18 protein-coding genes and 1 tRNA gene are annotated in these 25993 nt (G+C 48.7%); 16 read left to right on the plus strand and 3 right to left on the minus strand.

The features are described 5' to 3' along the window. The 13 genes from HMPREF9944_RS05905 to HMPREF9944_RS05970 all read left to right on the plus strand — a co-directional run bounded on the left by HMPREF9944_RS05905 (position 1) and on the right by HMPREF9944_RS05970 (position 16873). Positions 1 to 1659: a SusD/RagB family nutrient-binding outer membrane lipoprotein gene (locus tag HMPREF9944_RS05905; protein WP_244861121.1), complete on the plus strand. Its 1659-nt coding sequence runs from the start codon at positions 1 to 3 to the stop codon at positions 1657 to 1659. 19 nt (positions 1660 to 1678) lie between these two features. Further along, positions 1679 to 2698: a glycoside hydrolase family 18 gene (locus HMPREF9944_RS05910; RefSeq protein WP_008565144.1), complete on the plus strand. Its 1020-nt coding sequence runs from the start codon at positions 1679 to 1681 to the stop codon at positions 2696 to 2698. Between the two features lie 38 nt (positions 2699 to 2736). After that, positions 2737 to 3927: a DUF1735 and LamG domain-containing protein gene (locus tag HMPREF9944_RS05915; protein WP_008565146.1), complete on the plus strand. Its 1191-nt coding sequence runs from the start codon at positions 2737 to 2739 to the stop codon at positions 3925 to 3927. 896 nt (positions 3928 to 4823) lie between these two features. Next, positions 4824 to 7424 (plus strand): DNA gyrase subunit A, encoded by a 2601-nt coding sequence (gene gyrA / locus HMPREF9944_RS05925; RefSeq protein ID WP_008565151.1) that lies wholly within the window; start codon positions 4824 to 4826, stop codon positions 7422 to 7424. Between the two features lie 25 nt (positions 7425 to 7449). Next, positions 7450 to 8673: a tetratricopeptide repeat protein gene (locus HMPREF9944_RS05930; protein WP_036887784.1), complete on the plus strand. Its 1224-nt coding sequence runs from the start codon at positions 7450 to 7452 to the stop codon at positions 8671 to 8673. Between the two features lie 65 nt (positions 8674 to 8738). After that, a complete protein-coding gene (locus HMPREF9944_RS05935) occupies positions 8739 to 9803 on the plus strand; it encodes a tetratricopeptide repeat protein (RefSeq protein WP_044113407.1) in 1065 nt (354 codons plus the stop codon). 4 nt (positions 9804 to 9807) lie between these two features. Beyond that, complete coding sequence (locus HMPREF9944_RS05940) at positions 9808 to 10995, plus strand: tetratricopeptide repeat protein (RefSeq protein WP_008565155.1); 1188 nt, start codon at positions 9808 to 9810, stop codon at positions 10993 to 10995. Then, positions 10992 to 12311, plus strand: a complete 1320-nt coding sequence (locus HMPREF9944_RS05945; protein ID WP_008565156.1) for a DEAD/DEAH box helicase — start codon at positions 10992 to 10994, stop codon at positions 12309 to 12311. Before HMPREF9944_RS05940 ends, HMPREF9944_RS05945 begins: the two co-directional genes overlap by 4 nt. A 446-nt stretch (positions 12312 to 12757) precedes the next feature. Further along, on the plus strand, positions 12758 to 13831 hold the full coding sequence (gene serC / locus HMPREF9944_RS05950; RefSeq protein ID WP_008565157.1) for a 3-phosphoserine/phosphohydroxythreonine transaminase: 1074 nt from the start codon (positions 12758 to 12760) through the stop codon (positions 13829 to 13831). A gap of 14 nt (positions 13832 to 13845) precedes the next feature. Beyond that, positions 13846 to 14763, plus strand: a complete 918-nt coding sequence (locus HMPREF9944_RS05955) for an NAD(P)-dependent oxidoreductase (RefSeq protein ID WP_008565158.1) — start codon at positions 13846 to 13848, stop codon at positions 14761 to 14763. A gap of 91 nt (positions 14764 to 14854) precedes the next feature. Continuing rightward, positions 14855 to 16102: a DUF1015 domain-containing protein gene (locus HMPREF9944_RS05960; RefSeq protein WP_008565159.1), complete on the plus strand. Its 1248-nt coding sequence runs from the start codon at positions 14855 to 14857 to the stop codon at positions 16100 to 16102. Continuing rightward, positions 16102 to 16695, plus strand: a complete 594-nt coding sequence (locus tag HMPREF9944_RS05965; RefSeq protein WP_008565160.1) for an IMPACT family protein — start codon at positions 16102 to 16104, stop codon at positions 16693 to 16695. The genes HMPREF9944_RS05960 and HMPREF9944_RS05965 overlap by 1 nt, the downstream gene beginning before the upstream one ends. A gap of 90 nt (positions 16696 to 16785) precedes the next feature. Then, a tRNA-Ser gene (locus tag HMPREF9944_RS05970) sits at positions 16786 to 16873 on the plus strand. A 423-nt stretch (positions 16874 to 17296) separates the two neighbouring features. Here the strand turns inward: HMPREF9944_RS05970 and HMPREF9944_RS05975 are convergent. Both HMPREF9944_RS05975 and HMPREF9944_RS05980 read right to left on the minus strand, forming a co-directional pair. Further along, entirely contained in the window at positions 17297 to 18757 is a 1461-nt protein-coding gene (locus HMPREF9944_RS05975; RefSeq protein ID WP_008565161.1) for a PepSY-associated TM helix domain-containing protein, read from the minus strand. A 207-nt stretch (positions 18758 to 18964) separates the two neighbouring features. Next, positions 18965 to 20299: an NADP-specific glutamate dehydrogenase gene (locus tag HMPREF9944_RS05980; RefSeq protein WP_008565162.1), complete on the minus strand. Its 1335-nt coding sequence runs from the start codon at positions 20297 to 20299 to the stop codon at positions 18965 to 18967. Between the two features lie 355 nt (positions 20300 to 20654). Between HMPREF9944_RS05980 and HMPREF9944_RS05985 the strand changes: the two genes are divergently transcribed. After that, positions 20655 to 22136 carry a trypsin-like peptidase domain-containing protein gene (locus HMPREF9944_RS05985; protein ID WP_008565164.1) on the plus strand — a complete coding sequence of 494 codons (1482 nt, stop codon included), beginning with the start codon at positions 20655 to 20657 and terminating at the stop codon, positions 22134 to 22136. 366 nt (positions 22137 to 22502) lie between these two features. Here HMPREF9944_RS05985 and HMPREF9944_RS05990 read toward each other — a convergent pair whose 3' ends face one another. Continuing rightward, the gene (locus HMPREF9944_RS05990; RefSeq protein WP_008565166.1) at positions 22503 to 23723 is read right to left on the minus strand and encodes an MltF family protein; all 1221 of its coding nucleotides are present in this window, start codon (positions 23721 to 23723) and stop codon (positions 22503 to 22505) included. A 129-nt stretch (positions 23724 to 23852) separates the two neighbouring features. Here HMPREF9944_RS05990 and hisG point away from each other — a divergent pair, with 129 nt between their 5' ends. After that, positions 23853 to 24704, plus strand: a complete 852-nt coding sequence (gene hisG, locus HMPREF9944_RS05995; RefSeq protein WP_044113408.1) for an ATP phosphoribosyltransferase — start codon at positions 23853 to 23855, stop codon at positions 24702 to 24704. A 2-nt stretch (positions 24705 to 24706) separates the two neighbouring features. Beyond that, positions 24707 to 25993: a histidinol dehydrogenase gene (hisD, locus tag HMPREF9944_RS06000; RefSeq protein WP_008565168.1), complete on the plus strand. Its 1287-nt coding sequence runs from the start codon at positions 24707 to 24709 to the stop codon at positions 25991 to 25993.

A 25993-nucleotide genomic window follows, 5' to 3' on the forward strand; every position in this document is an offset into this window, starting at 1 on the left:
ATGATGAATAATATAGTGAGAAATTCAATTCAAAATATATGTCTCAAGCGGAAAGGATCTATCTTTTTAGCACTTTCTCTCTCTTTACTTACTTCCTGTACAGATAGTTTCTTTGACACAAATACAGATCCTAATGCTGCCACTCAAGAAGAGTTAGGGTATGATAATCTGGGTCTTGGCTCGTTGATTACACAAATGCAATATCAAATGTTTCCTTGTATTGTAAAGGATCAAAATGTGGATGTAAACAATTATCAAAAGATGTACAGCCTTGCAGGAGACATTTATTCAGGCCAACAAGGTGCTTCAAACATGTTTGAAAACAACGGACGTAACAATACCACCTACAATATGACTCCTGATTGGTGTACAGCAGCTTATACTGTGGCGTACCAAAACTACATGAACCCTTGGTATAATCTGTTTAAGAAAAAAGATATAAGTCCTGTTTCCTTTGCTGTTGGGCAGATATTAAAGGTTTATGGAATGCATCGGATTACCGATATGTATGGTCCTATTCCTTATAAGGATTTCATTCCAGCCTCAGATGTGCCTTTTACATCGCAGGAAGAGATTTACAATATCTTTTTCAATGAACTTGATGAGGCTGTTACAATCTTGAACCAGTACATAAAAGACAATCCGGGAGCAAAGCCATTGGTAGCTTATGACAAGGTGTATGCTGGCGACTTTAGCAAATGGATCAAGTTTGCCCATTCGTTAAAGCTGCGTCTTGCTATCCGTATTGTCTATGCCAACCCTGAAAAAGCCAAAGCTAAGGCCGAAGAGGCTATCAAGGCCGGTGTTTTTACAGCCAACGAAGATAATGCTTTGATTCAAGTGAACGGTTCTTCTACCGTAAATCCACTCTATATGATCAGTCATACCTATAATGATACACGATTAGGTGCCACGATGGAGTCTTATTTGAAAGGTTATAAAGACCCCAGAATGAGGCTGTGGTTCTTGCCATCCGAGGTTTCCGGAGGAACCGATTACAATGGAGTAAGAAACGGAATTGCTTTCGAGGGTAATGAATACAAGGTGTTCTCTTTGTTAAATGTGTCGGCTAGTACTCCCATTCAGTTGATGACGGCTGCTGAAGTTTACTTCTTATGTGCCGAAGCGGCTCTTCGGAAGTGGGATGTAGGTGGAAAGAGTGCTCAATCACTCTATGAAGAGGGGATACGCACGGCGTTTGCACAACCTATTGGTGCCAATAATGCTAAAGCAGGTGATGCAACTGAATACATACAGGGAACTTCAATGCCAAAGCCTTATGTTGATGTGAAGAACGCAGAATACAGTTATGACGCAGCAGGGCAGGTCTCTGTCAGTTGGGAAGATGCCGATGGTGATGAAGATGCTTTACTTGAAAAGATCATTACCCAAAAGTGGTTGGCTTTATATCCTGATGGACAAGAGGCTTGGAGTGAATTCCGTCGGACCGGCTGTCCGCAAGTAATACCCAATAGTATCAATTATAGTGGTGGACATATCAATACGCAAAAGCAAATTGCAAGACTCCCTTATCCCAACAATATCAAATTGGATTATCCTCAATTGTACCCGAAAGCACTTCAAATGTTGAAAGGAGCAGATAATGGAGGGACCAAACTATGGTGGGACAAGAGGGCAAATAAGCCTTATGAATATTAATATAATAAAAGATACTGAGATGAAAAGGATTTATTTTATAGCAGTATTCTGCTTGTTGGTTGTTGGGATTGTTGTTGGTTGTAGTGATTGGACCGAACCCGAATCGGTTTCATTACCTCAGACCCAATTCCATTCTTTGACCCCACAACAGGAAGCAGACTTGATAAAATACAAGAATTCAGACCATAAGATTTTCTTTGCATGGATGAATTACAGCCCGGCAACGCCCTCAATGCAAACGCGTTTGAGAGGTATTCCCGATAGTCTTGACATTGTTTCTTTCTTTACGGGATACGTTAACAACGAACAAAACAGAAGCGACGTGAAGTTCTTGCAGGAACATCGGGGGACAAAGGTGCTACTTACCATGTGGCCGGAGCACTATTTCAGCACTTCCGGCGATGGGACCAATAATTTGGATTCGATGAAAGTGTATGCCAAGAACTTGGTTGACTCAATTTACGCTTGGGGATTGGACGGTTTCGACTTAGACTATGAACCTTGGTTCGGAGGAGACGCCTACACAACGGAGATGATGCGTACGTTCATTGACGTAATGAGTAAATACATGGGCCCGAAATGCGATAAAGCCTATCAAATCAATGGTAAACATAAACTATTAGTAGTGGATGGGCAATGGCTTGATAAAGATTATGCCGATCGTTTCGACTATTTTATTGGGCAAGCCTATAATGCCGGTAGCGAGTATTCCTTAAATTACAGATTAGATGGGAAGTCTCAAGATTACGGTAAGGGCTTTCCTAACGAGAAAAGAATCTTTTGTGAATGGACCAGTCAGGTAGGTAATGCCTTCGGACACGGTGGTGTGAGTTATCAATATAAGGGCAAGGAGATTCCCAGCTTATGGGGAATGGCACATTTTTCCGTAGATAGAGGTACGGCAGGTTGCGGAGCCTATGTGCTACAATTTGCCTATGCAGAAGGCAATCATCTGAATAAGCCCGTTCCACCTAATAATTATTTCTATGCACGGCAGGCCATTCAGATTATGAATCCGGCCGGTGGAAAGAAGAAATAAGAGCTGGGAAATATAAATAATATTTTACTTTGACAAAGATGAAAACAATATTTAATCAAACAATAGCATTGCTCCTCGTCTGCATGGGTGTGTTGTCGGCCTGCAACGAAGATGTCTCCGTGGACTCCATTTATATAACGGCAGCCGAAAAGACCCCGATAACGAACTTCTCGGCCAAGAAAACAGACGATGCTTTGGGCATTACAATCTCGAGTGCATTGATAGCCAAGTCGGATATTGAGGGACAATTGCTTATCGAAAAAGGCTTGGTCGCAAGCTATAACAGTGCGCATGGTGAAGATTATCAGTCGTTGCCCGATGGTGCTTGTGTGCTTTCGAACAGCCATGTCAAGATTAAGAATGGTAATTATCGCTCAGAAGCGGTCAAATTAGTAGTGAAAGACATCAACGCTTTGAAAAAAGGAGTGAACTATCTTTTGCCGATTCGTTTGGTGAGCAACACCAAAAGCTATCCTGCTTTGCCGGGAAGCGACGTGCTTTATGTTGTTATCAACAGGACATTATTGATGAACGTGCCTAAGTTTAACGGCGAAAATTATTTCAAAGTGAACTTCAAAGACAATGATGTCAGCAGGTTCCAGAACCTTGATGCATTTACAATAGAGGCGCGTGTGAGCATGTGGGAGTTCCCGAAATACTATGGTGGGAACCTCATGGGCATCATTGGATTCCCCGAAAGCGAGGGGATTGAGAAGAGCGCGTGGCTCTTTGTTGACGGAACTCCCGACCGTGTAGGCGGAGCCGGCAATGTTCCTGTATTCATGTTCGGTGTAAAACAGTGGAGTGTTTACGCGGGTAAGTTGGGCTTCACGCTGGCAAAGAACGAGTGGTATCATGTCGCAGGGGTCTTTTCGAACAATAAACTGTTACTCTATATCGATGGTATCTTGTTTGCAGAAGCTGAGTATAAAAAGAAAGTTTCCTTTACAAAGAATTTCTATATCGGTGCTGCACCGGGCGTGCAAGACGGTTTTTTCCTGAAAGGTTCAGTCAGTGAGGCGCGTTTTTGGACGAGAGCATTGACCGCGGCAGAGTTGCGTAACCCCTTGCATCGTTGCTTTGTGGAAGTAAACAGTAAGGGATTGGAAGGTTATTGGAAGTTGGATGATGCGTCAGATCGTTGTAAAGACTATACCGGACATGGACATACGGCCGTGAAAGGCGGAGATGGTAAGATAGAATGGCTCAAGGAAGTGCCTTGTCCGTAAAGGATTCGTATTTTTACCTTGTACGTTAGCAGAAGAGTCGGGTGTGCTATGCAGCTGCCCGGCTCTTTATTTGTAAGTGATATGCCGCTTCTTGTTCCGCATCGGCATGCTACTTGTTGTCGAAAATAGGTTTCCTGTCGATGCTTATTGCTTCGGAATAAATCTTACAAAAAGAGCTTTGTATTTTGCGTGTAGTAAAATGGGGGAGTGATTTCTGCGAATTCGCGCGTTTTATGGGTTGTTCTGTAAGTTGTTGGCCATGAGATGGTTGCGTTTTCTGATGGAGTTTCCTTTGCATTTTGCCTTTTAATAGTGAGTGGCTTGTGCACCAAAAGTGGGTGAGTTACGCTTTTCAAGTGGCTTGTTTCTGCTGTTTTGTCATGCAATTTGGGCCATTCTACGTTGCAAAATGAGGCATTCTGCGTGCCAGATCGGTCGTTTTACAATGCATTCTGACTTGGATGGTGGGAAAACTGCCTTGGTTTTGTTCGTAAATTTCATTTTCGTTGTTTTTCATTTTCTATTTGCCAGTCTTCAAAGACGTGCTTTTTTGTGATATAAAATTAACAAAATGGAATTATGACTCCTTTCTTCTTCGTAGAAATAAGTGGCTCGTTTGTCCGCTTATTCCGGCCTTTTAAAAATGTGTGTACACGATATATTGATTGTATAGGGCTTGAGCAGGCGCACGAACTGCGTGTCTCTACAAATACAAATAAATCTAAATTTGGCGATTTTAAGGCTCGTAACGGCTTTTATATCAAAAAAAAGTAGTAAATTAGCACCCTTGAAAAACGATGGAAAATGGCTTAGAACGAAAATAAACGGCCTTTGGGACGGTTTTGCTTCACAGCTTTTCTGTGGTTGAACAAAATAAATCATTATCAAGAATATCAATGGACGAAAATCAGACAATTGACAATGACAGAATCTTAAAGATTAACATTGAGGAAGAAATGAAGTCTTCGTATATCGACTATTCCATGTCGGTTATCGTGGCACGTGCGCTTCCTGATGTTCGTGATGGGTTCAAACCGGTGCACCGTCGCATTCTTTATGGAATGTTAGGCATCGGTAATACCAGTGATAAACCCTATAAGAAGTGTGCCCGCGTCGTGGGTGAGGTGCTCGGTAAGTATCATCCTCATGGCGATTCCTCGGTTTATGGTGCGCTTGTCCGCATGGGACAGGACTGGAATATGCGCTATACGTTGGTTGACGGGCAGGGAAACTTCGGTTCCATCGACGGCGATTCGCCGGCCGCCATGCGTTATACAGAGTGCCGACTCAGCAAGATGGGCGAGCACGTAATGGACGATTTGGAGAAGGAAACCGTAGATATGGCCAACAACTTCGACGACACTTTGGTCGAGCCGAGCGTCATGCCGACGAAGATTCCCAACTTGTTGGTGAACGGAGGTAACGGTATTGCCGTGGGAATGGCAACGAACATACCGACACATAACCTGTGTGAAGTGATCGATGGTTGCTGTGCTTATATCGATAACCCTGACATTGCGCTCGACGATTTGATGCAGTATATCAAGGCTCCCGACTTCCCTACGGGTGCATATATATATGGTATACAAGGCGTACGTCAGGCATATGAGACGGGAAGAGGACGCATCGTGATGCGTGCCAAGGCTGAGATTGAAAGCGGAGAGAGCCACGATAAGATTGTCGTAACGGAGATTCCGTATGGCGTCAACAAGCAGATGCTGATCGAATATATCGCTGAACTCGTGAAAGAAGGCAAGATCGACGGTATCAGTAACGCCAATGATGAGTCGGGACGGCAAGGAATGCGCATCGTCATCGACGTGAAACGCGATGCCAATGCCAATGTCATTCTGAACAAACTCTTCAAGATGACGGCCCTGCAAAGCTCGTTCTCGGTGAATTGTATTGCCCTTGTGAAGGGTCGTCCACGCCTGTTGAGCCTGAAAGAATGTGTGAAGTATTTCGTGGAGCACAGGCATGACGTGACCATTCGCCGCACGAAATATGACTTGAAAAAGGCGCAGGAGCGTGCCCATATTCTTGAAGGTTTGATTATTGCTTGCGACAATATCGACGAAGTTGTGCATATTATTCGTGGCAGTAAGACCCCGGTTGAGGCCCAGCGCAACTTGGAAACGCGTTTCAAACTTGACGAATTGCAGAGCAAGGCCATTGTCGATATGCGCCTGAGTCAGCTGACCGGCCTGCGTATGGACCAGCTCCATGCTGAGTATGAAGAGCTGGAACGCCAAATAGCTTACTTCCAACAGATACTCGATGACCCTGAACTTTGCAAGAAAGTGATGAAGGATGAGCTGAATGAAGTAAAGGAAAAGTATGGCGATGTACGCCGAACTGAAATCAAATATTCAAGCGAAGAGTTCAATCCCGAGGACTTCTATCCCAACGATCCGGTTGTGATTACGGTGAGCCACATGGGATATATCAAGCGAACACCGCTGAGCGAGTTCCGCGAACAGGCCCGTGGTGGGGTGGGAGCTAAGGCAGCCCGTCACCGCGAACAGGACTTTACGGAGTTCATCTATCCTGCAACCATGCACCAGACGATGCTCTTCTTCACGAAGAAAGGGCGTTGCTATTGGCTCAAATGCTATGAGATTCCGGAGGGAGATCGCAACAGTAAGGGGCGTGCCATTCAGAATATGCTCAACATAGAGAGCGATGATGCCATCAATGCTATACTGAGATTGACGACATTGAACGATGAAACTTTCAACAACAGTCACTATGTTATCTTCGCAACCAAGCACGGAACGGTGAAGAAAACCAGCCTCGAAGCCTACAGTCGTCCGCGTGCCAACGGTGTAATTGCAATAAACATTGCAGACGAAGATGAGGTGGTAGACGTTCGCTTGACCAATGGAAAGAACGAGTTGATCATGGCAAATCGCAACGGAAGAGCCGTGAGATTCGACGAGAATACCATTCGAACAATGGGCCGAACAGCTACAGGTGTGCGCGGAATGCGGCTTGATGGAGGCGACGATGAGGTCGTGGGTATGATCACGGTCAACGATGCCGGGGTCGAAACCGTAATGGTTGTGAGCGAGCAGGGCTACGGAAAACGCAGTCAGGTTGAGGACTATCGCATTACGAACCGCGGCGGTAAGGGTGTCAAGACGCTGGCTATCACCGACAAGACCGGTCGACTGGTGAGCATCAAGAACGTGACCGATGAGAACGATTTGATGATTATCAACAAGAGCGGCGTGGTCATTCGCTTGGCAGTTGCCGATGTTCGTGTCATGGGACGTGCCACCCAAGGTGTGCGCCTCATCAATCTGGCCAAGAAGAACGACGCCATTGCCAGCGTTTGCAAGGTGATGAGTTCGGAGTTGGAGGCTACCGTTGAAGAGGAAAGTCGTGCACAATGGGCCAATAAGTCTGAAGAAATCAAGAGAGACGCCCAGGGTGAAGGCAGCAATGTGGCTGAAGACGTACCGCTCGCAGACCCAGAAGACAATGAAACAGAATAACAAACCTTTTAATACATAACAGAAAATGAAAAAGTTAATGCTTGCAGCCGTGATGCTACTCAGTACATCTGCTGCTTTTGCCGGTGACAGTGAGCCTTTGAAGGCCATTCTGAAGGCTAAGACATATGCCGAGGCCCAAGACTTGATAAAAGCCAATTTGGATCAGCTTGCCAATGATGCAGAGAAGGCCAAAGCCTACAACAAACTTGTAGACCTCGCCATGGAAAAGGTATCGAGGGAGCAGGGAACGATTACTTCCAACCAAATGGCCAAGCAGTTCGGGCAGGGTAAGGAAGTACCTTATGACACGTTGGGTTTCAACAAAGCTATCTATGATGCCATCAGCAATGCGTTCCTTTGCAACGAATATGACCAGAAGCCGAACGAGAAAGGTAAAGTAAAACCTAAATATGAGAGCAACAACGCCACTCGTCTTTACGGTTTGCGTCCTAATTTGATTAATGCCGGTCAGACTGCTGCCCAGCATAACAATCAAACTGAAGCCTTGAAGTTCTTTGGGATGTATGTGGAAAGTGCAAAAAATCCATTGTTCAACAGCGTTGACAAAGGTAAGAACCCCGATACCTACCTTGGAGAGGTGGCCCGTGTTGCTGGTGTTTATGCTTTCCAAGCAAATAATATGGAACTTGCCAACAAGTATGTGGACGTTGCCCTGCAGGACACTGCGGTTTACAAAGATGCATTGAACCTCAAACTCTACATCATGCAGCAGGGTCTGAAGACCAAGGAAGACTCCGTGCAGTATGTGAATAAGCTGAAAGACCTCTATGCAAAGAATACCAATAACGACCAGATTTTCTCCACATTGGTTACGATGTACGGCAGTCTGAAGATGATTTCGGAGCAAGACAAAATGCTGAACGATAAGTTGGCTGCTGATCCCACGAATGCTTTGGCATGGGCTTTGAAAGGTCAGATCTACATGAATGAGAACAAACCTAAGGAGGCCGTGGACTGTTTTAAGAAGTCCGTAGCGAAGGATGGTAAGAATGTTATCGTCTTGACCTACCTTGGTTTCTGTCTCAATGCACAGGCTGGGGCTATCAACGGCAACAAGGACGAGCAGCAGAAGCTGTATAAAGAGAGCGAGGGATTCCTTGAGCAGGCCCGCAGTCTCGATCCCAATCGTGAGAAAGCAAATTGGAGCTATCCGCTTTATGCCGTGTACTACAGTCTCTATGGTGCTGCTGACAGCCGTACCAAGGAGATGGAAGCGTTGACGAAGTAATATCTTTTATAAGGGATAGCATGCAGTCTTTGGCTGCATGCTGTCCTTTTTCTTTATTTTTCCTTATGAAGCGTTGTGTCATCTTATCCTTTTCGTTACTTTGCATACTGTTTTCTCCACGGTGTGTGGGGCAGAATGCAAGGCGCACAGCCAAGACGATGAACGCTGAAATCGATGGATTATTACAGGAACTCTCTGCTGTCAAGCAGGATACTGCGGCTTATTATAAAGGTGTTGTGCAGTTGATGAAAGACGCAGTGATATGCGATTATTTCGATTCCAAACCCGATAAGAAGGGAAAGAGCAGTCCCCGCTATCGCATGATGAATGGGAAAAGGCTCTCACCTTACCTCTCTGTGTTGGTAGATGCGGGAATGTATGAATACAGCCGAAGGAAAAATGAAGAGGCGATGGAGATTTTCAAACTCTATTTGGACTGTGTCGAGTGGCCTCTTTTCCAAGGGAAAGACGATAATATGGGGCTGGTGGCCTATTATGTCAGCCTACTTTCCTATGGAAAAGAGGATTTTGCAGAAGCGGAACGCTATGCCGATGTGGCCTTGAAAGACTCCAATTATGCTAAAGACGCGGCTGAAATAAAAATCAATTGCATGAAGACGCATCTCGAATCGCAGCAGGATTCCGCAAGATATATCACGGCTTTGGTTGAGCTACACGATATGGCACCCACCAACGACGTGTATTTCAAAATGTTGATAGACTATTTTTCGGGGTTGAAAGATAGGACGCAGCTGGCCGAATTTGCTGCAGAAGAAATCAAGAAACGGCCCGACAACAAGCGTGCATGGGCCTTGAAAGGCGAAATCAGCATGCAGAATAAGGAATGGGACGAGGCCATAGCGTGCTTTAGAGAGGCTGTGGCGATTGATAGCAGCTATGTGCAGGCGGTCTATGATGTGGGCATTTGTTATGTCTCGAAAGCCGAAGAACTGCGTGACAGCTTGGAGGACGACCGGCATAAATTGACCAAAAGCGACGCCAACCGGATAAAAGCGCTGTATCAGGAGGCAAGAGATTGGTTACTCAGAACCGCTGGTCTTGATGAGAACCGGCAGTTGATTGAATGGAAGAAGATACTTGATCAAGTGAATAAGGTATTAGGATTGTAGAGGAATGAAGAGAGTTATCATTAATATTTTAATTTGTTTTCCACTCGTTGGCATGGGACAGAAGAAGATTATCGCCCAAGCCAAAGACTATATCAAAAGCGGAAAGAACTTGGATAAAGCCGAGGTATTGATGGCAGACCTGCTGAAAGACTCTGTTTCAAGAAAGAACGAGCAGGTGTGGCTGTTGCTTTTTGAGGCCCAACAGAAGCAATATGAGCAAGGAAACGAAAAACTCTATTTGAAAGAGAAGTATGATACAGCGGCCCTGTTCCTTATGGGCAGGCGAATGTTTGCAACGCTCGAGGGGCTTGATTCGCTGGAAATGATTCCCGATACGAAAGGAAGAGTGAGGCTAAAGAACCGCGAACATAGTGCGGAAGTGCTGAACCAATATCGCCCGAATCTGTTCAACGGCGGTGTGTTCTTTCTGAAAAAGCAAGACTTTGCGCATGCCTTTGATTTCTTCGACACTTATATTGCCTGTGCTTCAAAGCCGATGTTTGCCCGCTTCCGGTATGGCGAGTGGGACAAACTGATGCCACAGGCGGCTTATTGGGCCACGTATTGCGGTTACAAGATGCAGCAACCGCAATTGACTTTGCGCCATGTTTATTTGGCATTGAAAGACACTGCCCGCGAAGTTTACCTGCTGCAGTATCTGGCTGAGACCTATAAACTGGAGAAAGACACGGCAAGATATGTACAGACGCTACGCGAAGGTTTCGAGAAATTCCCTACATCGCCTTTCTTTTTCCCGCATCTGATAAGCTATTACGGCCAAGAGAATGCATACGAAAAGGCATTGGAGACTTGTAACCGGGCTTTGCAGGTGGATTCTACCAATAGGATATTTCGTTTTGCCAAGGGCTCGTTGCTGCTCACAATGGGCCGCTATCAGGAGAGTTTAGACATTAATAAGGCACTGATAGCTGACAACGATACCTTGCCCGACATTTATTTGAATGCGGGATTAGCCCTCTTTAATCAGGCTATAGAGCTGGACAAGAATGTGCAGGTGAGCCAGAAAGCGCGCAACCGGATATTGGATTTCTACCGCAAAGCCTTGCCCTATCTTGAGAAATACCGCGCTTTAGCCCCGCAACAAAAGGAGAAATGGGCCCTGCCGCTCTATACCATTTACCTCAATCTGAACATGGGTAAGCAGTTTGATGAAATAGACAAGTTGCTATGAAAACAGAAAACATCATCGCGAAGCTGGGCATCCGGCTCAACGAAATGCAGCAGAAAGTAATCGAAGGTATGCTACACGGTGAGGAAAACCTGATGATTCTTTCTCCGACAGGCTCTGGAAAAACGTTGGCTTATCTGCTGCCTTTGACCGAATTGTTGGACGTCCGGTCCGATGAAGTGCAGGCTGTCGTCGTCGTTCCCGGGCGCGAATTAGCCTTGCAGTCGGCCACGGTGTTGAAGAACATGGGCAGTGGTTTGCGCGGAATGGCCTGCTATGGTGGGCGAGCCACGATGGAAGAGCACCGCAAACTGCGCGAGGTAAAGCCGCAGATTGTCTTTGCCACGCCGGGAAGATTGAACGATCATCTCTATAAAGCGAATATATTGGCTGGCAGCATTCGCTATCTTATTCTCGATGAGTTCGACAAATGCTTAGAGATGGGCTTCCATGAAGAGATGAAAGCTTTGTTGGATAAGCTTCCGAAAGAGGTGCGCAGCGTGCTCCTTTCTGCCACTCCTGCCGAAGAGTTGGGCGACGCACATGTCGTTGAAAAGCATTTCCGACGGCTCGACTTCCTGCCTATTGAGGCGCAAGTCCCTGAGCGTGTATATATATATAAGGTGAAAAGTCCGCAAAAGGATAAGCTCGAAACGTTGGAAAAGCTGTTACTCTCGTTCGGCGAGCAGCGCAGCATTGTGTTCCTGAACCACAGGGAAGCCGTGGAGCGGACAGCGGAATTCCTGAGCGCAGCGGGCTTTGGTGTGAGCGTGTATCATGGTGGTATGGAGCAGAAGCAGCGTGAAGCAGCACTTTATAAGTATGCCAATGGCAGCACAAACATTCTTGTCAGCACCGATTTAGCGTCGCGTGGCTTGGATATCCCAGACATTGACAATATCGTCCACTATCATCTTCCCGAGAGCGAAGACGGCTATATCCATCGCGTCGGGCGCACTGCGCGGTGGGATAAGAGCGGGCGGGCGTTCTTTATCTTGAACGATAGCGAGGCCATCCCGGCCTATGTCGATGCTAAGGTCGAAGACTTTGTTATCCCGTACGAACTTTCTCGGCCGGCACAGCCGAAGAACGTGACGCTGTATATCGGGAAAGGCAAGCGCGACAAGGTGAGCAAGGGAGATATTGTCGGTTTCCTTTGCAAAAAAGGTGGCCTGCATGCCGACGAGATCGGGCGCATCGACGTCAACGAACGCTATTCCTATGTGGCCGTGAGTCGCCGAAAGGCGGGGCAGGTGCTGGCGCTTACCAAGGGCGAGAAGCTCAAAGGCATCAAGACTGTTGTTGAGGAAGTGCGCTAAGGTAGCGACGAACGCATGGAATTCCAAGGAAAGTAAAGAATTTTCATGTTTATTTAGGGCCAAAAAATCGCTTTTATAACTTATTGATAATCAGTAGTATATAGCGTGCTAAAATTCGCTTATAAGAGAATTCAAATTGTCTTATAAGGGAATTTAAATTGTCTTATAAGAGAATTTGAAAAGAATACGCAGCAAATTTGAATTCTCTGCTATATTGTAAAGATTTATTCAATGTTTCATTTCGGCTGTCGTCGTGAGCCGACAGAGCCGGACGCAGGTCTTGTTTCCTGTGACGTGTCGGACATGTGTGCTGACATAATGAAAGAATTATGCTTAAAATAATGAATTCGTGACAAATAATTTGTTTATATGAAAATAAAAGTGTAAATTCGCAAGCGTGGAATTCAGACACAAGATGCTATAAACAACTTAAAAAAAATATCCAAATGAAGAAGTATAACTTTAATGCGGGCCCATCAATGCTCCCTCGCGAGGTGATCGAGAACACCGCTAAGCAATTATTGGATTTCAACGGCAGCGGGCTTTCGCTGATGGAAATCAGTCATCGCGCCAAGGACTTTCAGCCCGTTGTTGATGAGTGTGTGGCCTTGTTCAAGGAGTTGCTCGATATTCCTGCAGGCTATTCGGTCATCTTTTTGGGCGGCGGCGCGTCGTTGCAGTTCATGCAAATACCCGCCAACTTCCTTGTTAAGAAAGCAGCTTACGTGAATTCGGGCGTGTGGGCCAAGAAGGCTATGAAAGAGGCCAAGCTCTTCGGCGAGGTCGTCGAGGTGGCTTCGTCTGCCGATGGCGGCTATACTTCCTATCCGAAAGGCTTCGAGGCGAACGTCCCGGCTGATGCCGACTATCTGCATGTTTGTACCAACAACACGATTTACGGTACCGAGTGCCGCAAGGACTTTGATGTGAAAGTTCCGTTGGTTGCCGACATGAGCTCGGATATTATGAGTAGGCCCGTAGATGTGGCCAAATACAATGCCATCTACGCCGGAGCACAGAAGAACCTCGCCATGGCTGGCGTGACGGTTATCATCGTGAAGGACGATGCCTTGGGCAAAGCACCGCGCGAACTTCCCACGATGCTTGATTACCGTACGCATGTGGAGAAGGGTTCTATGTTCAATACGCCTCCCGTTGTGCCCATTTATTCGATGTTGGAGAACCTGCGTTGGCTGAAAAAAAATGGAGGTGTGGAGGCTGCCGACAAGCGGGCACATGAGCGCGCAGCGGCACTTTATGCCGAAATCGACCGCAATAAGCTTTTTAAAGGTACGGTTGAAGAGGCTTCACGCTCGGTGATGAACCTCTGTTTCGTGATGAACGAGGACTATGCAGAGCTTGAAAAGCCGTTCTTGGACTTTGCTACCGAGCGCGGAATAGTAGGCATCAAAGGGCATCGCTCCGTGGGTGGCTTCCGTGCAAGCTGCTATAACGCACAGACCATGGAGGGCGTGAAGGCGCTCATTCAGGCAATGAAAGACTTTGAAGCTAAACATTAAAAGACGAAATGACGATGAAAGTATTAGTCGCTACAGAGAAACCTTTTGCTGCCTCGGCTGTAGAAGGAATCAAAAAAGAAGTGGAAGCTGCGGGACACGAGTTGGTTCTGCTTGAAAAATATACAGAGAAAGCGCGGTTGCTCGCTGCCGTTAAGGATGCAGATGCTTTGATTGTCCGCTCGGACAAGGTGGATGTCGAGGTGTTTGATGCTGCAAAGCAGTTGAAAATCGTGGTTCGTGCCGGTGCAGGCTATGATAATATCGACCTTGCTGCTGCCACTGCACATCATGTTGTGGCGGAAAACACACCGGGACAAAACTCGAATGCCGTTGCCGAACTGGTATTCGGATTGCTTGTGTTTGCCGTTCGCAACTTCTATAATGGCAAGTCGGGCAGTGAACTAAAGGGGAAACGCCTCGGTATTCTGGCCTTTGGAAACGTCGGACGCAACGTGGCTCGCATCGCAAAAGGCTTCGGAATGGAAGTCTGTGCCTATGATGCTTTCTGCCCGACCGCCGCAATCGAGACCGCTGGTGTACGGGCCTGCGCAAGTGTGGACGAGCTTTTCCGGAGCAGTGATATTGTTAGTTTGCACATTCCGGCAACGCCTGAGACCCTCAAGAGCATTGACTATCGCACGGTGAATCTGCTGCCCAAGGGCGGTATTCTTATCAATACGGCCCGCAAAGAAGTTATCAACGAACCCGAATTGCTGAAACTTCTTGCCGAAAGAACCGATTTGAAATACATCACAGACATTAAACCCGATGCCGATGTTGACTTCCAACAGTTTGAAGGCCGCTATTTCTCTACGCCCAAAAAGATGGGTGCACAGACTGCCGAAGCCAATATCAATGCCGGTATTGCGGCAGCCAAGCAGATTAATGCATTCTTTGCCGACGGTTGCACAACGTATCAAGTGAACAAATAAAACCGGCTATTCGGAACCTTCCAAGCCACCTGTCTTGTCACAGTCGGCTTGGAAGTTTTTTGTTTCAGCCTGTTTAATCCCATTTTTTATCATGCCGAAAATCAAACCTTTCAGGGGATTGCGCCCCCCAAAAGCACTCGTCGAGGCGGTCGAGTGCCGACCTTACGACGTGTTGAGCTCTGAAGAGGCACGCGAGGAGGCCGGAACCAATGAGAAAAGCCTGTATCATATCATCAAACCCGAAATCAATTTCCCCATCGGAACCAGTGAGTACGACCCTCGTGTCTATGAAAGTGCTACCGAGAACTTTGTGAAATTCCAACGCAACGGCTGGCTCGTGCAGGACGAAAAGGAGCAGTATTACCTCTATGCACAGACGATGAACGGCAAGACGCAATACGGTCTTGTCGTCGGAGCAAGCGTAGATGATTACATGAATGGGGTTATCAAGAAGCACGAACTGACGCGGCGTGACAAAGAGGAAGACCGAATGAAGCACGTGAGGGCCTGCAATGCCAATATAGAACCCGTCTTTTTTGCCTATCCCGACAATGAAGTTCTGAACAAACTGATTGTGCGTTACGCCCAAACCACACCCGAATATGATTTCATTGCGCCGATAGACGGCTTTCGTCATCGCTTTTGGGTCATCGGTAATGATGTGGATATAGTAACAATTACGGCCGAATTTGCCCGTATGCCCGCTCTTTATATTGCCGACGGGCACCACCGTTCGGCCGCAGCTGCATTGGTAGGGGCAGAGAAAGCCAAGCAAAATCCGCAGCATACCGGCACAGAAGCCTACAATTACTTCATGGCTGTGTGCTTCCCGGCCGGCCAGTTGACCATCTTGGATTACAACCGTGTGGTGAAAGACCTCAACGGATTGTCATCAGAAGCGTTTCTGCATGCACTCGAAAAGCACTTTTCTGTGGTGCCGAAAGGGGCTGAAGACTATCGCCCCCGCCAGCTTCATGAGTTCTCACTCTATATAGATAAGCAGTGGTACAGCCTGAAAGCGAAGCCCGGAACCTATGATGACAGCAACCCCATCGGCGTCTTGGACGTAGACATCTCCAGCAGATTGATTCTCGATGAACTGCTCGGTATTAAGGATTTGCGGTCAGACAAGCGCATCGACTTCGTGGGTGGACTGCGCGGTTTGCAGGAACTTCGCCGCCGAGTAGACAGCGGTGAGATGCGAATGGCATTGGCACTCTATCCCGTCAGCATGCAACAAATCATGGATATTGCCGACAGTGGGAAGATCATGCCGCCCAAAGCCACGTGGTTTGAGCCTAAACTGCGCAGCGGTTTGGTCATACATCAATTGCAATAATGGCGGAAGATCAGTATAAAACCATTTCTGAACACGGCTTCGGCGAGGGATTTTACAGCGAGAAACGAAGTAAATTCCTCGCTTTTGCGCATCATGTTACGTCTGTAGACGAGGTGAAAACCCTTCTTGCTTCCTATAGAAAGAAGTATTATGATGCCCGTCATTGCTGCTATGCCTACGTACTTGGCCCTGAACGGTCGGTATTTCGTGCCAATGATGACGGCGAACCGAGTTCCACAGCAGGCAAACCTATCTTGGGACAAATCAACAGTTGCGGGCTTACCGACGTCCTTATCGTCGTCATTCGCTATTATGGTGGCGTGAATTTAGGCACAGGTGGGCTGATAATTGCTTATAAAACGGCAGCGTCTGATGCCCTTGCACATGCCACAATAGAGCTGCGGCAAGTGGAAGAAATCGTTACGTTTGATTTCAGTTATCCAATGATGAACGAGGTGATGCACGTCGTGAAAGAGATGCAGGCACGCATCATCAGTCAGCAGTTTGACAATACATGCAGCATTACTTTGCGCATTCGAAAGGGCGAAGCCGACCAGTTGAGGAGCCGATTGAACAAGCTTTCGTTCCAATAACAAATGTATAATGTCTGTTAAATCGCTGTTTTCCGTTTGCATATCATGTGTATCTTTCATCTTTTTTCATTACTTTTGCAAAGCATTTCAGGAAGATTGGCAGAGTGACCGAATGCGCTGGACTCGAAATCCGGTATACGCTTTCCGCGTATCGGGGGTTTGAATCCCTCATCTTCCGCTTCTTGGGTGAGTGTTATCGTTGTGGGGGCTTGTCTCCTGCAACGATTTTCCATTTTAAATGCGTTTGATTACGAGCGGAGTATCAGTGAAATCGGCGATGTAGGGACGCGCAGCAATTCCACTTATCCACCCGTTTACACGTCAGCTGTCAACTATAATGTGAGCGGACGCACGAGCCGTGCGTCCCTACATACATTCGAACGGTTTAGAGTTTCATTGATATTGATAATCAACGACTTATACCTCGCGTTCCAATCTCAGCCATTTTACCGTGCAATATGGCTGAGATTAGCGTGCAATATGGCTGATATTGCACACTAATATAGCTGAAACAAAAAAGTAATTCCGTTTTGATGGTTGGATAGAGGCAGTCTGCTTCAAAAACGAAAGTCGTTTTTCGGACAATAAGTTTTTGCAATATCTACTTGTTGCCTTCGCTTTCTTCGGGGGCTTTTCTCGCCTGATGGCGTATCTTCCAACCGCTCCAAAGGCACCAGATGATGCCCATTCCGATGATGAAAATGTAGAGTAGGGTACCCGACCCGAGGAAGGTATAGATGCGTCCCGTGTGGATTTCGAGGCAAACATTGCGCAGCGACATCGGTAACGTTCGCATTTCTGGGGGCATATTCAGGCCGGGACAGCCGTCATTATAGTCCGCAATGCGTTCGTGTTCGCCAAAATCATTGGTGTAACCTGCTATGGCATGCGTTCCGAAAGGCATACCGTTGTTTGGCAAGGCGGGTGCATGGGTGTAGTAATCGGCAATGATATCGGTCGCTCGGTCCCAAATATACATGCCGCTGAACGAGCCTATTAGCCAATAACCGTTGGTATCTTGCGTCTCGACATTGATGCCCATGACGCTCACGGGAGGCTGAACGGGCACGGATTGCGGGGCAGATTGCAGTGTCTGAAGCACGTAAAATCCGTCGGAACTGTAGAGCAACCAGTCGCCTTTCACGGCATCATAGCGGAGCGAACGCAGTCGGTCGGTCCAGCTATTTGGGTTGTCTAAGGTCGAAAAAGGCAGGGGCGGGACCCTTCCCGAGGCGATGGCAAGCAGCGCGGGAGGGCGTAACAGCCAGCCCGTGAGGCAGAGAAAGAGCGTGAAGACAAGGCTTATCTTCCCTATTTTGTCGTGCCATTCGGACAGAAACCGCCTCCATCGAGACTTGTTTCGGCTGGGCAGCAGCCAATAAGCAATGCCCGTGAGGCAGAGAAACAGGAGAACAAGGGCGATGAAGTCGACGAACAAGATGCCGACCGTGCCGAAAATCGCACCGCTATGCAGCAGCCATACCGTGCGAAAGAGTGAAACTTTGCCGTCGGAATGGCTTGCCGGGCGCAGCATGATGCGCCGGAACTGGCGGTAGGGTGGGGTGGCGAGATAGACGAACGAGCGGCTTGTGACAATCAACGAGTCGCCTTTAGCGGTGATATCGCATAGCTTTTCGTCCTCATCTTTGGGCAGACTGATGTGCGTCCAGCGTTGCCCCGTACGTTCATAAAGCCCGTATTGGCCCGCGGCGAACAGTCTGTTGCCCGGCAATAGGGCCAAGCCTCGAATGTTTCTGTGGTCTGTGCCCGACGGAAACCCTTGATTGTCGTCCTTGAAAGTCGTTGCCGTGCTGTCCGTCAGCCATATTCCGTTGTTGCCATAAAGCATGATATGGTCGTGCCATTTGAGGCTTCCTCGGAGCAAACCTTGGTTCCATTGACGGTATTGATAGCTCGCGGGAAGGTACTTCCTGCTCACGTTGAGGGCGGAAAAGAGGGTGGGATGGTTGAGAACAAGCCCCGAAAGGCAGAACATCAACAAGAAGAAGCCGAGGACAATGCCCAGCCATTTATGATGTTTGTGCCATGTGGATTTCTTCATGATTGCCGATATACTGTTTTGTTGTGCTGCAAATTTACACTATTTTTCCGTCATATCCGCATGCTTCGCCCATGATTTTGCTGTCCGGTATGCCTTATTTCGGTATGCAAGACGAGTGGAGGGAGATTGAAATACAGGCCAAATGAAAGCGGATAGAAGCCCGTTTCGGTTTCTATCCGCTTGTCGATGGGGTGCTGAATACTGGGCTTAGACGATGCCCTGCGCCATCATTGCCTTGGCAACTTTCAGGAAGCCGGCAACGTTAGCCCCCTTCACATAGTTGATATAGCCATCAGCTTCGGTGCCGTATTTCACGCAGTTGGCATGAATATCGTCCATGATATTGCGGAGTTTGTTGTCAACTTCTTCACGACTCCACTTCAACCGCTCCGAGTTCTGGCTCATTTCGAGTCCCGAAACGGCCACACCTCCGGCATTGGAAGCCTTGCCCGGGCAATAAAGAATCTTGGCATCTTGGAACACTTTCGTTGCTTCGGGCGTGGTAGGCATGTTGGCTCCCTCGGTGACGGCAATCACTCCGTTGGCCACGAGTGCCTTTGCAGCCTCTTCATTGATTTCGTTCTGCGTGGCACATGGCGTGGCGATGTCGGCCTTTTCAAACCAAGGCTTGGCTCCTTCGACGTATTTCACACCGTATTTTTCGGCATATTCTCTAATACGGCCACGCTCCACGTTCTTCAATTCCATGATGTAAGCGAGCTTTTCCTCATCGATTCCGTCTGGATCGTAGATGTAACCGTCGGAGTCGGAGCATGTAAGCGGCTTCGCACCCAGCTGAAGCAGTTTCTCAATCGTGTATTGTGCCACGTTTCCTGCACCCGAAACGAGTACCGTTTTGCCTTTCAGGTCGATGTTACGTGTCTTGAGCATGTTCTCAAGAAAGTAGACATTGCCGTATCCCGTGGCCTCGGGACGAATCAAAGAACCGCCGAACTCTTGGCCTTTACCCGTGAGAATCCCCACGAATTGATGCGTCAGTTTCTTGTATTGTCCGAAGAGGTAGCCCACTTCGCGGCCGCCGACACCGATGTCTCCGGCCGGAACATCTTCGTCAGGGCCGATGTGTCGGTAGAGTTCATTCATAAAAGCCTGACAGAAACGCATGACTTCTGCATTGCTTTTTCCACGGGGTGAGAAGTCGGAACCGCCCTTTGCGCCTCCCATGGGGAGCGTTGTCAGCGAGTTCTTGAAGGTCTGTTCGAAGGCAAGGAACTTCAAAATAGAAAGATTCACCGACCGGTGGAAACGCAGTCCGCCTTTATATGGGCCGATAACATTGTTGTGTTGGATACGGTAGCCCATGTTGGTTTGCACGTTGCCTTTGTCGTCTACCCATGTGACACGGAACTCAATGAGTCGGTCGGGAATGCAAAGACGCTCGATAAGATTGCTCTTCTCGAACTCCGGATGCTTGTTATACTCCTCTTCAATGGTAGCGAGTACCTGACTGACAGCCTGGATATACTCCGGCTCATTAGGGAATCTGCTTCTCAGCTTTTCAACAACTTCTACTGCTTTCATCATCTTTTTCCTTTTAATTGATTAAGTAAATATCGTTCTTTTTATTTGGTTGCAAAGTTACATGTTTTTGATTAAAATGCAAACAAATAGTAAGTTTTTTATTCACAATAGTAGAAAATAGTTAGTTTTTCGTGCCATTGGTGTCTTTTAGATAGTCGTATGGATTACAGATTAACAAGTGTAAAAAAGGAAACGACTCGTTTAAGAGCCGTTAAAGTGTTAAATCAAATAGTTAAAATCGAATAAAGAATTAATGGTTTTCATGTATATTCTTGGTTTTACTTTTATATTTGCAACCAATTACTTGCAGAAGTAAGAAGTTGAAACTTGAAATATAAACTAACAGAATAGGATTATGAAAATGTATGGTAAGTATGTTTTTAGTGCCATGTGCATAGCTGCACTTGGCCTTTCTGCCGGAGCTTTCATCAAAGCGAATGCGGCTCCGGCCATCGAATCCGTTGCCGCAGGGCAGCCGGTAGACCTGACTTATGCTGCGGAGAAGGCACTCCCCGCAGTGGTTCATATTAAGTATGTGCAAAATTCCAAGGTGCAAACGGTGGAAGTAGAGGAAGATCCGTTCAGCGACTTCTTCGGTCCGTTCGGCTTCTTCGGCAATCCCGACCGCGGAAACGGCGGAACGCAGAAGCGCAGAGTGCAGACCCCGAAGAAAGAAGCCACGGGAAGCGGCGTGATTATCAGCCCCGACGGCTACATCGTGACCAACAATCATGTGGTGAACGGTGCCGATGAACTGACGGTTACGTTGAACGACAACCGCGAGTTCTCTGCCCGCATCATCGGAACCGACCCCAACACCGACCTTGCACTGATAAAAGTGAATGGTAAGAACCTGCCGACGCTGCCCATCGGCGACAGCGACAACCTGAAAGTAGGCGAATGGGTGCTCGCAGTGGGAAATCCTTACAACCTCAGTTCAACGGTAACGGCAGGCATCGTCAGCGCAAAGGCCCGTTCCATGGGCGGAGAAGGCACCAACGGACCGCAGATATCGAGCTTCATACAAACCGATGCAGCCATCAATCCCGGAAACTCCGGCGGCGCATTGGTCAATGTCAAGGGTGAACTCGTGGGCATCAATGCCATGCTCTACTCGCAGACGGGCTCATACAGCGGCTACGGCTTTGCCATTCCAACCACCATCATGAACAAGGTGGTGGACGACCTCAAGCAATACGGCACCGTGCAGCGTGCTGTGCTGGGCATCAAGGGAGGCGATGTGCTGAACTACATCAACGCACAGAAGGAAGACAACAAGACGGTTGACCTCGGAACGAACGAAGGCGTCTACGTGGCCGAGGTGGTCGAAGGCAGCTCTGCCTCGGCAGCCGGCATCGTCAAGGGCGACGTTATCGTCGAGGCCGACGGCAAGAAAATCACGAAGATGGCCGAACTGCAGGAACTGCTCTCCAAGAAACGGCCGGGCGAGCAAGTCACGCTGACCTATTTCCACAACAAGGCAAAGAAGAGCAAGACCGTCACCTTGAAGAACGCGCAAGGCAACACGAAGGTCATCAAGACGGCCGACCTCGATGTGCTCGGCGCAAGCTTCCGCCCCATAACGGAGCAACAGAAGAAGGAATACGACTTGGGCTTCGGACTCGAAGTGACCAAAGTGGGCAAGGGAGCCATTAAAGACGGCGGCATCGGCCAAGGATTCATCATGCAATATGCCAACGACATGCCGCTGAAGAGCATCTCTGACCTGCAGGAGCTCGTGAAGAGCGTATCGACGAGCAAAGATCCCGTGCTGATTATCAAAGGCGTTTGGCCGACGGGAAAACGAGACTATAAGGTGGTTAAAGTATCAGAATAACCGCAGATGATTGATTCGAGGGGGCAGGTAGCGATACCTGCCCTCTTTTGTTGTCGGATAACGTCCATCTCAGTGCGCCCCCGCATAGAGGTTTTCTCTTATTCCCTACGTAGATGCTGCGCCTTTTGCATAGGGAGTTCTCCTTGCCTGATAGTATAATGCTTGGTTTCCCGCCATGATGGGAATAGCGTCCCACCATGGCGGGAATAATGTCCCACCGTGGCGGGAATGTTTTCCCACCGTGGCGGGAAACCCGATATCCTTATAGCAAAGCGCATGGAGATACGCTTTGCTGGGCGACTACTGCTTAAGGAAGAGTGAGGATAGTTATGGAAGTGGAACGGGCGGACGGGCCTTGCCGAGCGGCTACAGCTTAAAGCGGTTGTGATGTTTGGCACGCGAGGGCTTCATGTTGCCGAAACCGTCGCCGAAGCCCTTGAAGCTGCCGCCCATCGTGCCGGTGCTTCCGCCATGCGTAAAGCCGCGGTATTGCGCCCAGCGGTCGATGATGCGGTTGACATAGTTGACGGTCTCGCTGCCTCGCATGTAGCCGTATTTCACGACGGGGTCGTTGTAGTAGGCCGGGGTGCTCAGGCGCAGCACATACTCCCTGACGTCGCTCCAGCGGTTGGGGTTCCGGCCTTGCTTGCGCGCCAAGGCCATGGCGTCGCGAATGTGGAAGAAGCCTCCGTTGTAGCTTGCCAGCACGTAACAGCACCTTTCGATGGGGTTGCCAATGTCGGAGAACCGGTCTGACAGTTCACGGATATATTTGGCTGCTGCGGCGATGTTGCGCTCGGGGTTGTACAGGTCTTCGCGGGGAAGCCCCAAGTGGTCGGCCGTCCGGGGCATGATTTGCATCAGTCCGTAGGCTCCGGCCCACGAGTGTGCCTGTGGGTCGAAGGTCGACTCCTGATAGCATTGTGCTGCCATGAGTCGCCAATCCCAGCCGGCAAGTGGGGCATACTGCTTGAAGTGAATGTCCCAGCGCGAGATGATGCCGCCCGAGCGGTCGAGCATCGGCGAGTAGACGTGGCGCGTCACGCTGCGTGTGGACAAAAGGAAGGCCTCTTCTTTCTTCAGCTCAGCAATCATGCGGGGGCGGAACCAGCTGTTCAGCGAGTCGGCCAGTTCTTCGTTGTGCTGCCTGACGGCCCATTGTGCGTGCTGTGCTTCCATCTTTGCGCCGCAGTATTCGATGTGCTTATAACCGCGTGGCAGCGGAAAGGCTATCAGGTCGCCATCGCCGGCAAGCAAGCGGCGCACGAGCTCGAGCGTGTCTCTGCAGACTTCTACACGGAGCGAAACGCCTAACTTCTCGGCGAACTTCTCGGCCAGCATGTATTGCAGTCCCATTCCGCGGCCTCTGTAGTCATAATAGGTCTCGGGCCCCGACATCGTGAGCACGATGAGCTCGCCGTTGCTCTGAATGTCTGTCAGCGTGAAGCTGCCTTGCTTGGGCAAGGAGTCTTCGCTGCCGACTTCCTCTCCCCAAGGCGTCAGCACCTTTTCTTTCTTTCCGTTGCATGATGCCAGCATTGCCACCGTCAGTAGGCCCGCCGTTAACCCAATCAATAAATAGCGCATAAACGTTGATGCTTTCTTATAATATATAAGGAATAAGCCCCTATGGGGCACAAAATTACAACATTATTTGCAAATATCTTTAGAAAAGCGTACTTTTGCATCGTATTTTTCATTCAATCACGACGCAACATGTTACGTATTGCTATACAATCAAAAGGTCGTCTCTATGACGACACGATGCATCTGCTGGCCGAGGCCGACATCAAAGTAAATGCCAACAAGCGTAGCCTTTTGGTGCAGGCTTCCAACTTTCCGCTCGAAATCCTTTATCTCAGAGACGATGATATTCCGCAAAGTGTGGCAAGCGGTGTGGCCGACATCGGTATTGTGGGTGAGAACGAGTTCATGGAGCGTGACGAGAACGCCCAAATCATCGACCGGCTCGGTTTCAGCAAGTGTCGTTTGTCTTTAGCCATTCCGAAAGATGTGAGCTATCCGGGGCTCAGTTGGTTCAATGGCCGGAAGATAGCCACCTCTTATCCCGTCATTCTCTCGAAGTTTATGAAGAAGAACGGCATCAATGCCGACATTCATGTCATCACGGGCAGTGTGGAGATTAGTCCGGGTATAGGGTTGGCCGATGCCATCTTTGATATTGTCAGTTCGGGCAGCACGTTGGTGAGCAATAACCTGCGCGAAGTGGAGGTGGTTACCAAGAGCGAGGCCGTACTGATAGCCAATTGGCAACTGGACGAAGAGAAACACAAGATACTTAACGAGATGTTGTTCCGCTTCGGGGCTGTGCGCTCGGCGCAAGACAAGAAGTATGTCATGATGAATGCACCCAAGAGCAACATCAAAGCCATCGCCGAAGTGCTCCCGGGTATCAAGAGTCCAACGATTATTCCGCTGGCCGATGAGACATGGTGCTCCATTCATACGGTTCTCGATGAGAAAAGCTTCTGGGAGATTATCGGCAAACTGAAAGAGTTGGGTGCGCAGGGTATCTTGGTTACGCCTATTGAAAAGATGATTCTATAAGCATGAATATCATTAAATATCCGGCACGTGCCGAGTGGGGAGACCTTGTGAAGCGTCCGCAACTCGACGTCTCGCAGCTCAATGCTGTTGTGGCAGAAGTGCTGGCCCATGTCAAGGAGCATGGCGATGCGGCCGTGAAAGGCTATGAGCAGCAGTTCGACCATGCCGTTTTGCAAGACCTCGCCGTCAGTAAAGCAGAAATGGATGCGGCCGAGACACTCGTCTCGTCTGAACTGAAGGAAGCCTTGGCGTTGGCCCATCGCAATATCGCAAAGTTCCATCGGGCACAGCAGTTTGAAAGCACTAAGGTTGAAACCTCACGCGGTGTCACCTGTTGGCAAAAGAGCGTGCCCATCGAGAAAGTGGGGTTGTATATCCCCGGCGGAACGGCTCCCCTCTTCTCAACGGTGCTGATGTTGGCCACCCCCGCAAAGATTGCAGGCTGTAAGGAGATTGTGCTTTGCACGCCACCCGATAGTCACGTCAGGGTGAACCCGGCCATTCTGATGGCTGCAAAGATTGCCGGCGTTGACAAGATATTCAAGATTGGAGGCGTGCAGGCCATCGGAGCCATGGCCTACGGTACGGAGAGCGTACCGAAAGTCTATAAGATTTTCGGGCCGGGTAACCAATATGTCATGACGGCCAAGCAACAGGTGAGCTTGCATGATGTTGCCATTGATATGCCCGCGGGCCCGTCGGAGGTGTGCGTCATCGCCGACGACACGTGCAATCCCGCATACGTTGCGGCCGACCTTCTCTCGCAGGCCGAGCATGGCACCGACTCACAAGTGCTTTTGATTGCCACTTCGGAAGAAGCTTTGCTGGCCATCGAAAGCGAAACCGACAAGCAATTGCAACGGCTGCCCCGCAAGGATATGGCCGAAAAGACGTTGACACATTCACGGTTCGTCTTGGTGCACGACACCGATGAGGCCATGGCCCTGAGCAATGCCTACGCACCCGAGCATCTCATCCTTGCTGTCGAAGATGCCGAAAACCTTTCAAAACAAGTCACGAATGCGGGAAGTGTCTTTTTGGGGAACTATGCCTGCGAGAGTGCAGGCGATTATGCCAGCGGAACCAACCACACCCTGCCCACGCACGGCCATGCGACGGCATACAGCGGCGTGAATCTCGACAGCTATAATCGCAAGATTACCTTCCAACACCTGACGCGTGAAGGCGTCCGGAGCATCGGAAAGGCCGTGGTGTGCATGGCAGAGAACGAACAGTTGGAGGCCCATGCCAACGCGATGCGCATCAGAATCAATGACACCAACCCCTAA

This window comes from Segatella maculosa OT 289, assembly GCF_000243015.1.
GTDB classification, from domain to species: domain Bacteria; phylum Bacteroidota; class Bacteroidia; order Bacteroidales; family Bacteroidaceae; genus Prevotella; species Prevotella maculosa.

Excerpts from the sequence above, each read along its gene's own strand:
- HMPREF9944_RS05915 (WP_008565146.1), top strand. The coding sequence starts at position 2,737 with ATGAAAACAATATTTAATCAAACAATAGCATTGCTCCTCGTCTGCATG.
- HMPREF9944_RS05965 (WP_008565160.1), top strand. The coding sequence starts at position 16,102 with ATGGCGGAAGATCAGTATAAAACCATTTCTGAACACGGCTTCGGCGAG.
- HMPREF9944_RS05960 (WP_008565159.1), top strand. The coding sequence starts at position 14,855 with ATGCCGAAAATCAAACCTTTCAGGGGATTGCGCCCCCCAAAAGCACTC.
- HMPREF9944_RS05985 (WP_008565164.1), top strand. The coding sequence starts at position 20,655 with ATGAAAATGTATGGTAAGTATGTTTTTAGTGCCATGTGCATAGCTGCA.
- HMPREF9944_RS05905 (WP_244861121.1), top strand. The coding sequence starts at position 1 with ATGATGAATAATATAGTGAGAAATTCAATTCAAAATATATGTCTCAAG.
- HMPREF9944_RS05975 (WP_008565161.1), bottom strand. The coding sequence starts at position 18,757 with ATGAAGAAATCCACATGGCACAAACATCATAAATGGCTGGGCATTGTC.
- hisG (WP_044113408.1), top strand. The coding sequence starts at position 23,853 with ATGTTACGTATTGCTATACAATCAAAAGGTCGTCTCTATGACGACACG.
- HMPREF9944_RS05990 (WP_008565166.1), bottom strand. The coding sequence starts at position 23,723 with ATGCGCTATTTATTGATTGGGTTAACGGCGGGCCTACTGACGGTGGCA.
- gyrA (WP_008565151.1), top strand. The coding sequence starts at position 4,824 with ATGGACGAAAATCAGACAATTGACAATGACAGAATCTTAAAGATTAAC.
- HMPREF9944_RS05955 (WP_008565158.1), top strand. The coding sequence starts at position 13,846 with ATGAAAGTATTAGTCGCTACAGAGAAACCTTTTGCTGCCTCGGCTGTA.
- HMPREF9944_RS05940 (WP_008565155.1), top strand. The coding sequence starts at position 9,808 with ATGAAGAGAGTTATCATTAATATTTTAATTTGTTTTCCACTCGTTGGC.
- HMPREF9944_RS05980 (WP_008565162.1), bottom strand. The coding sequence starts at position 20,299 with ATGAAAGCAGTAGAAGTTGTTGAAAAGCTGAGAAGCAGATTCCCTAAT.
- hisD (WP_008565168.1), top strand. The coding sequence starts at position 24,707 with ATGAATATCATTAAATATCCGGCACGTGCCGAGTGGGGAGACCTTGTG.
- serC (WP_008565157.1), top strand. The coding sequence starts at position 12,758 with ATGAAGAAGTATAACTTTAATGCGGGCCCATCAATGCTCCCTCGCGAG.
- HMPREF9944_RS05945 (WP_008565156.1), top strand. The coding sequence starts at position 10,992 with ATGAAAACAGAAAACATCATCGCGAAGCTGGGCATCCGGCTCAACGAA.
- HMPREF9944_RS05910 (WP_008565144.1), top strand. The coding sequence starts at position 1,679 with ATGAAAAGGATTTATTTTATAGCAGTATTCTGCTTGTTGGTTGTTGGG.
- HMPREF9944_RS05935 (WP_044113407.1), top strand. The coding sequence starts at position 8,739 with ATGAAGCGTTGTGTCATCTTATCCTTTTCGTTACTTTGCATACTGTTT.
- HMPREF9944_RS05930 (WP_036887784.1), top strand. The coding sequence starts at position 7,450 with ATGAAAAAGTTAATGCTTGCAGCCGTGATGCTACTCAGTACATCTGCT.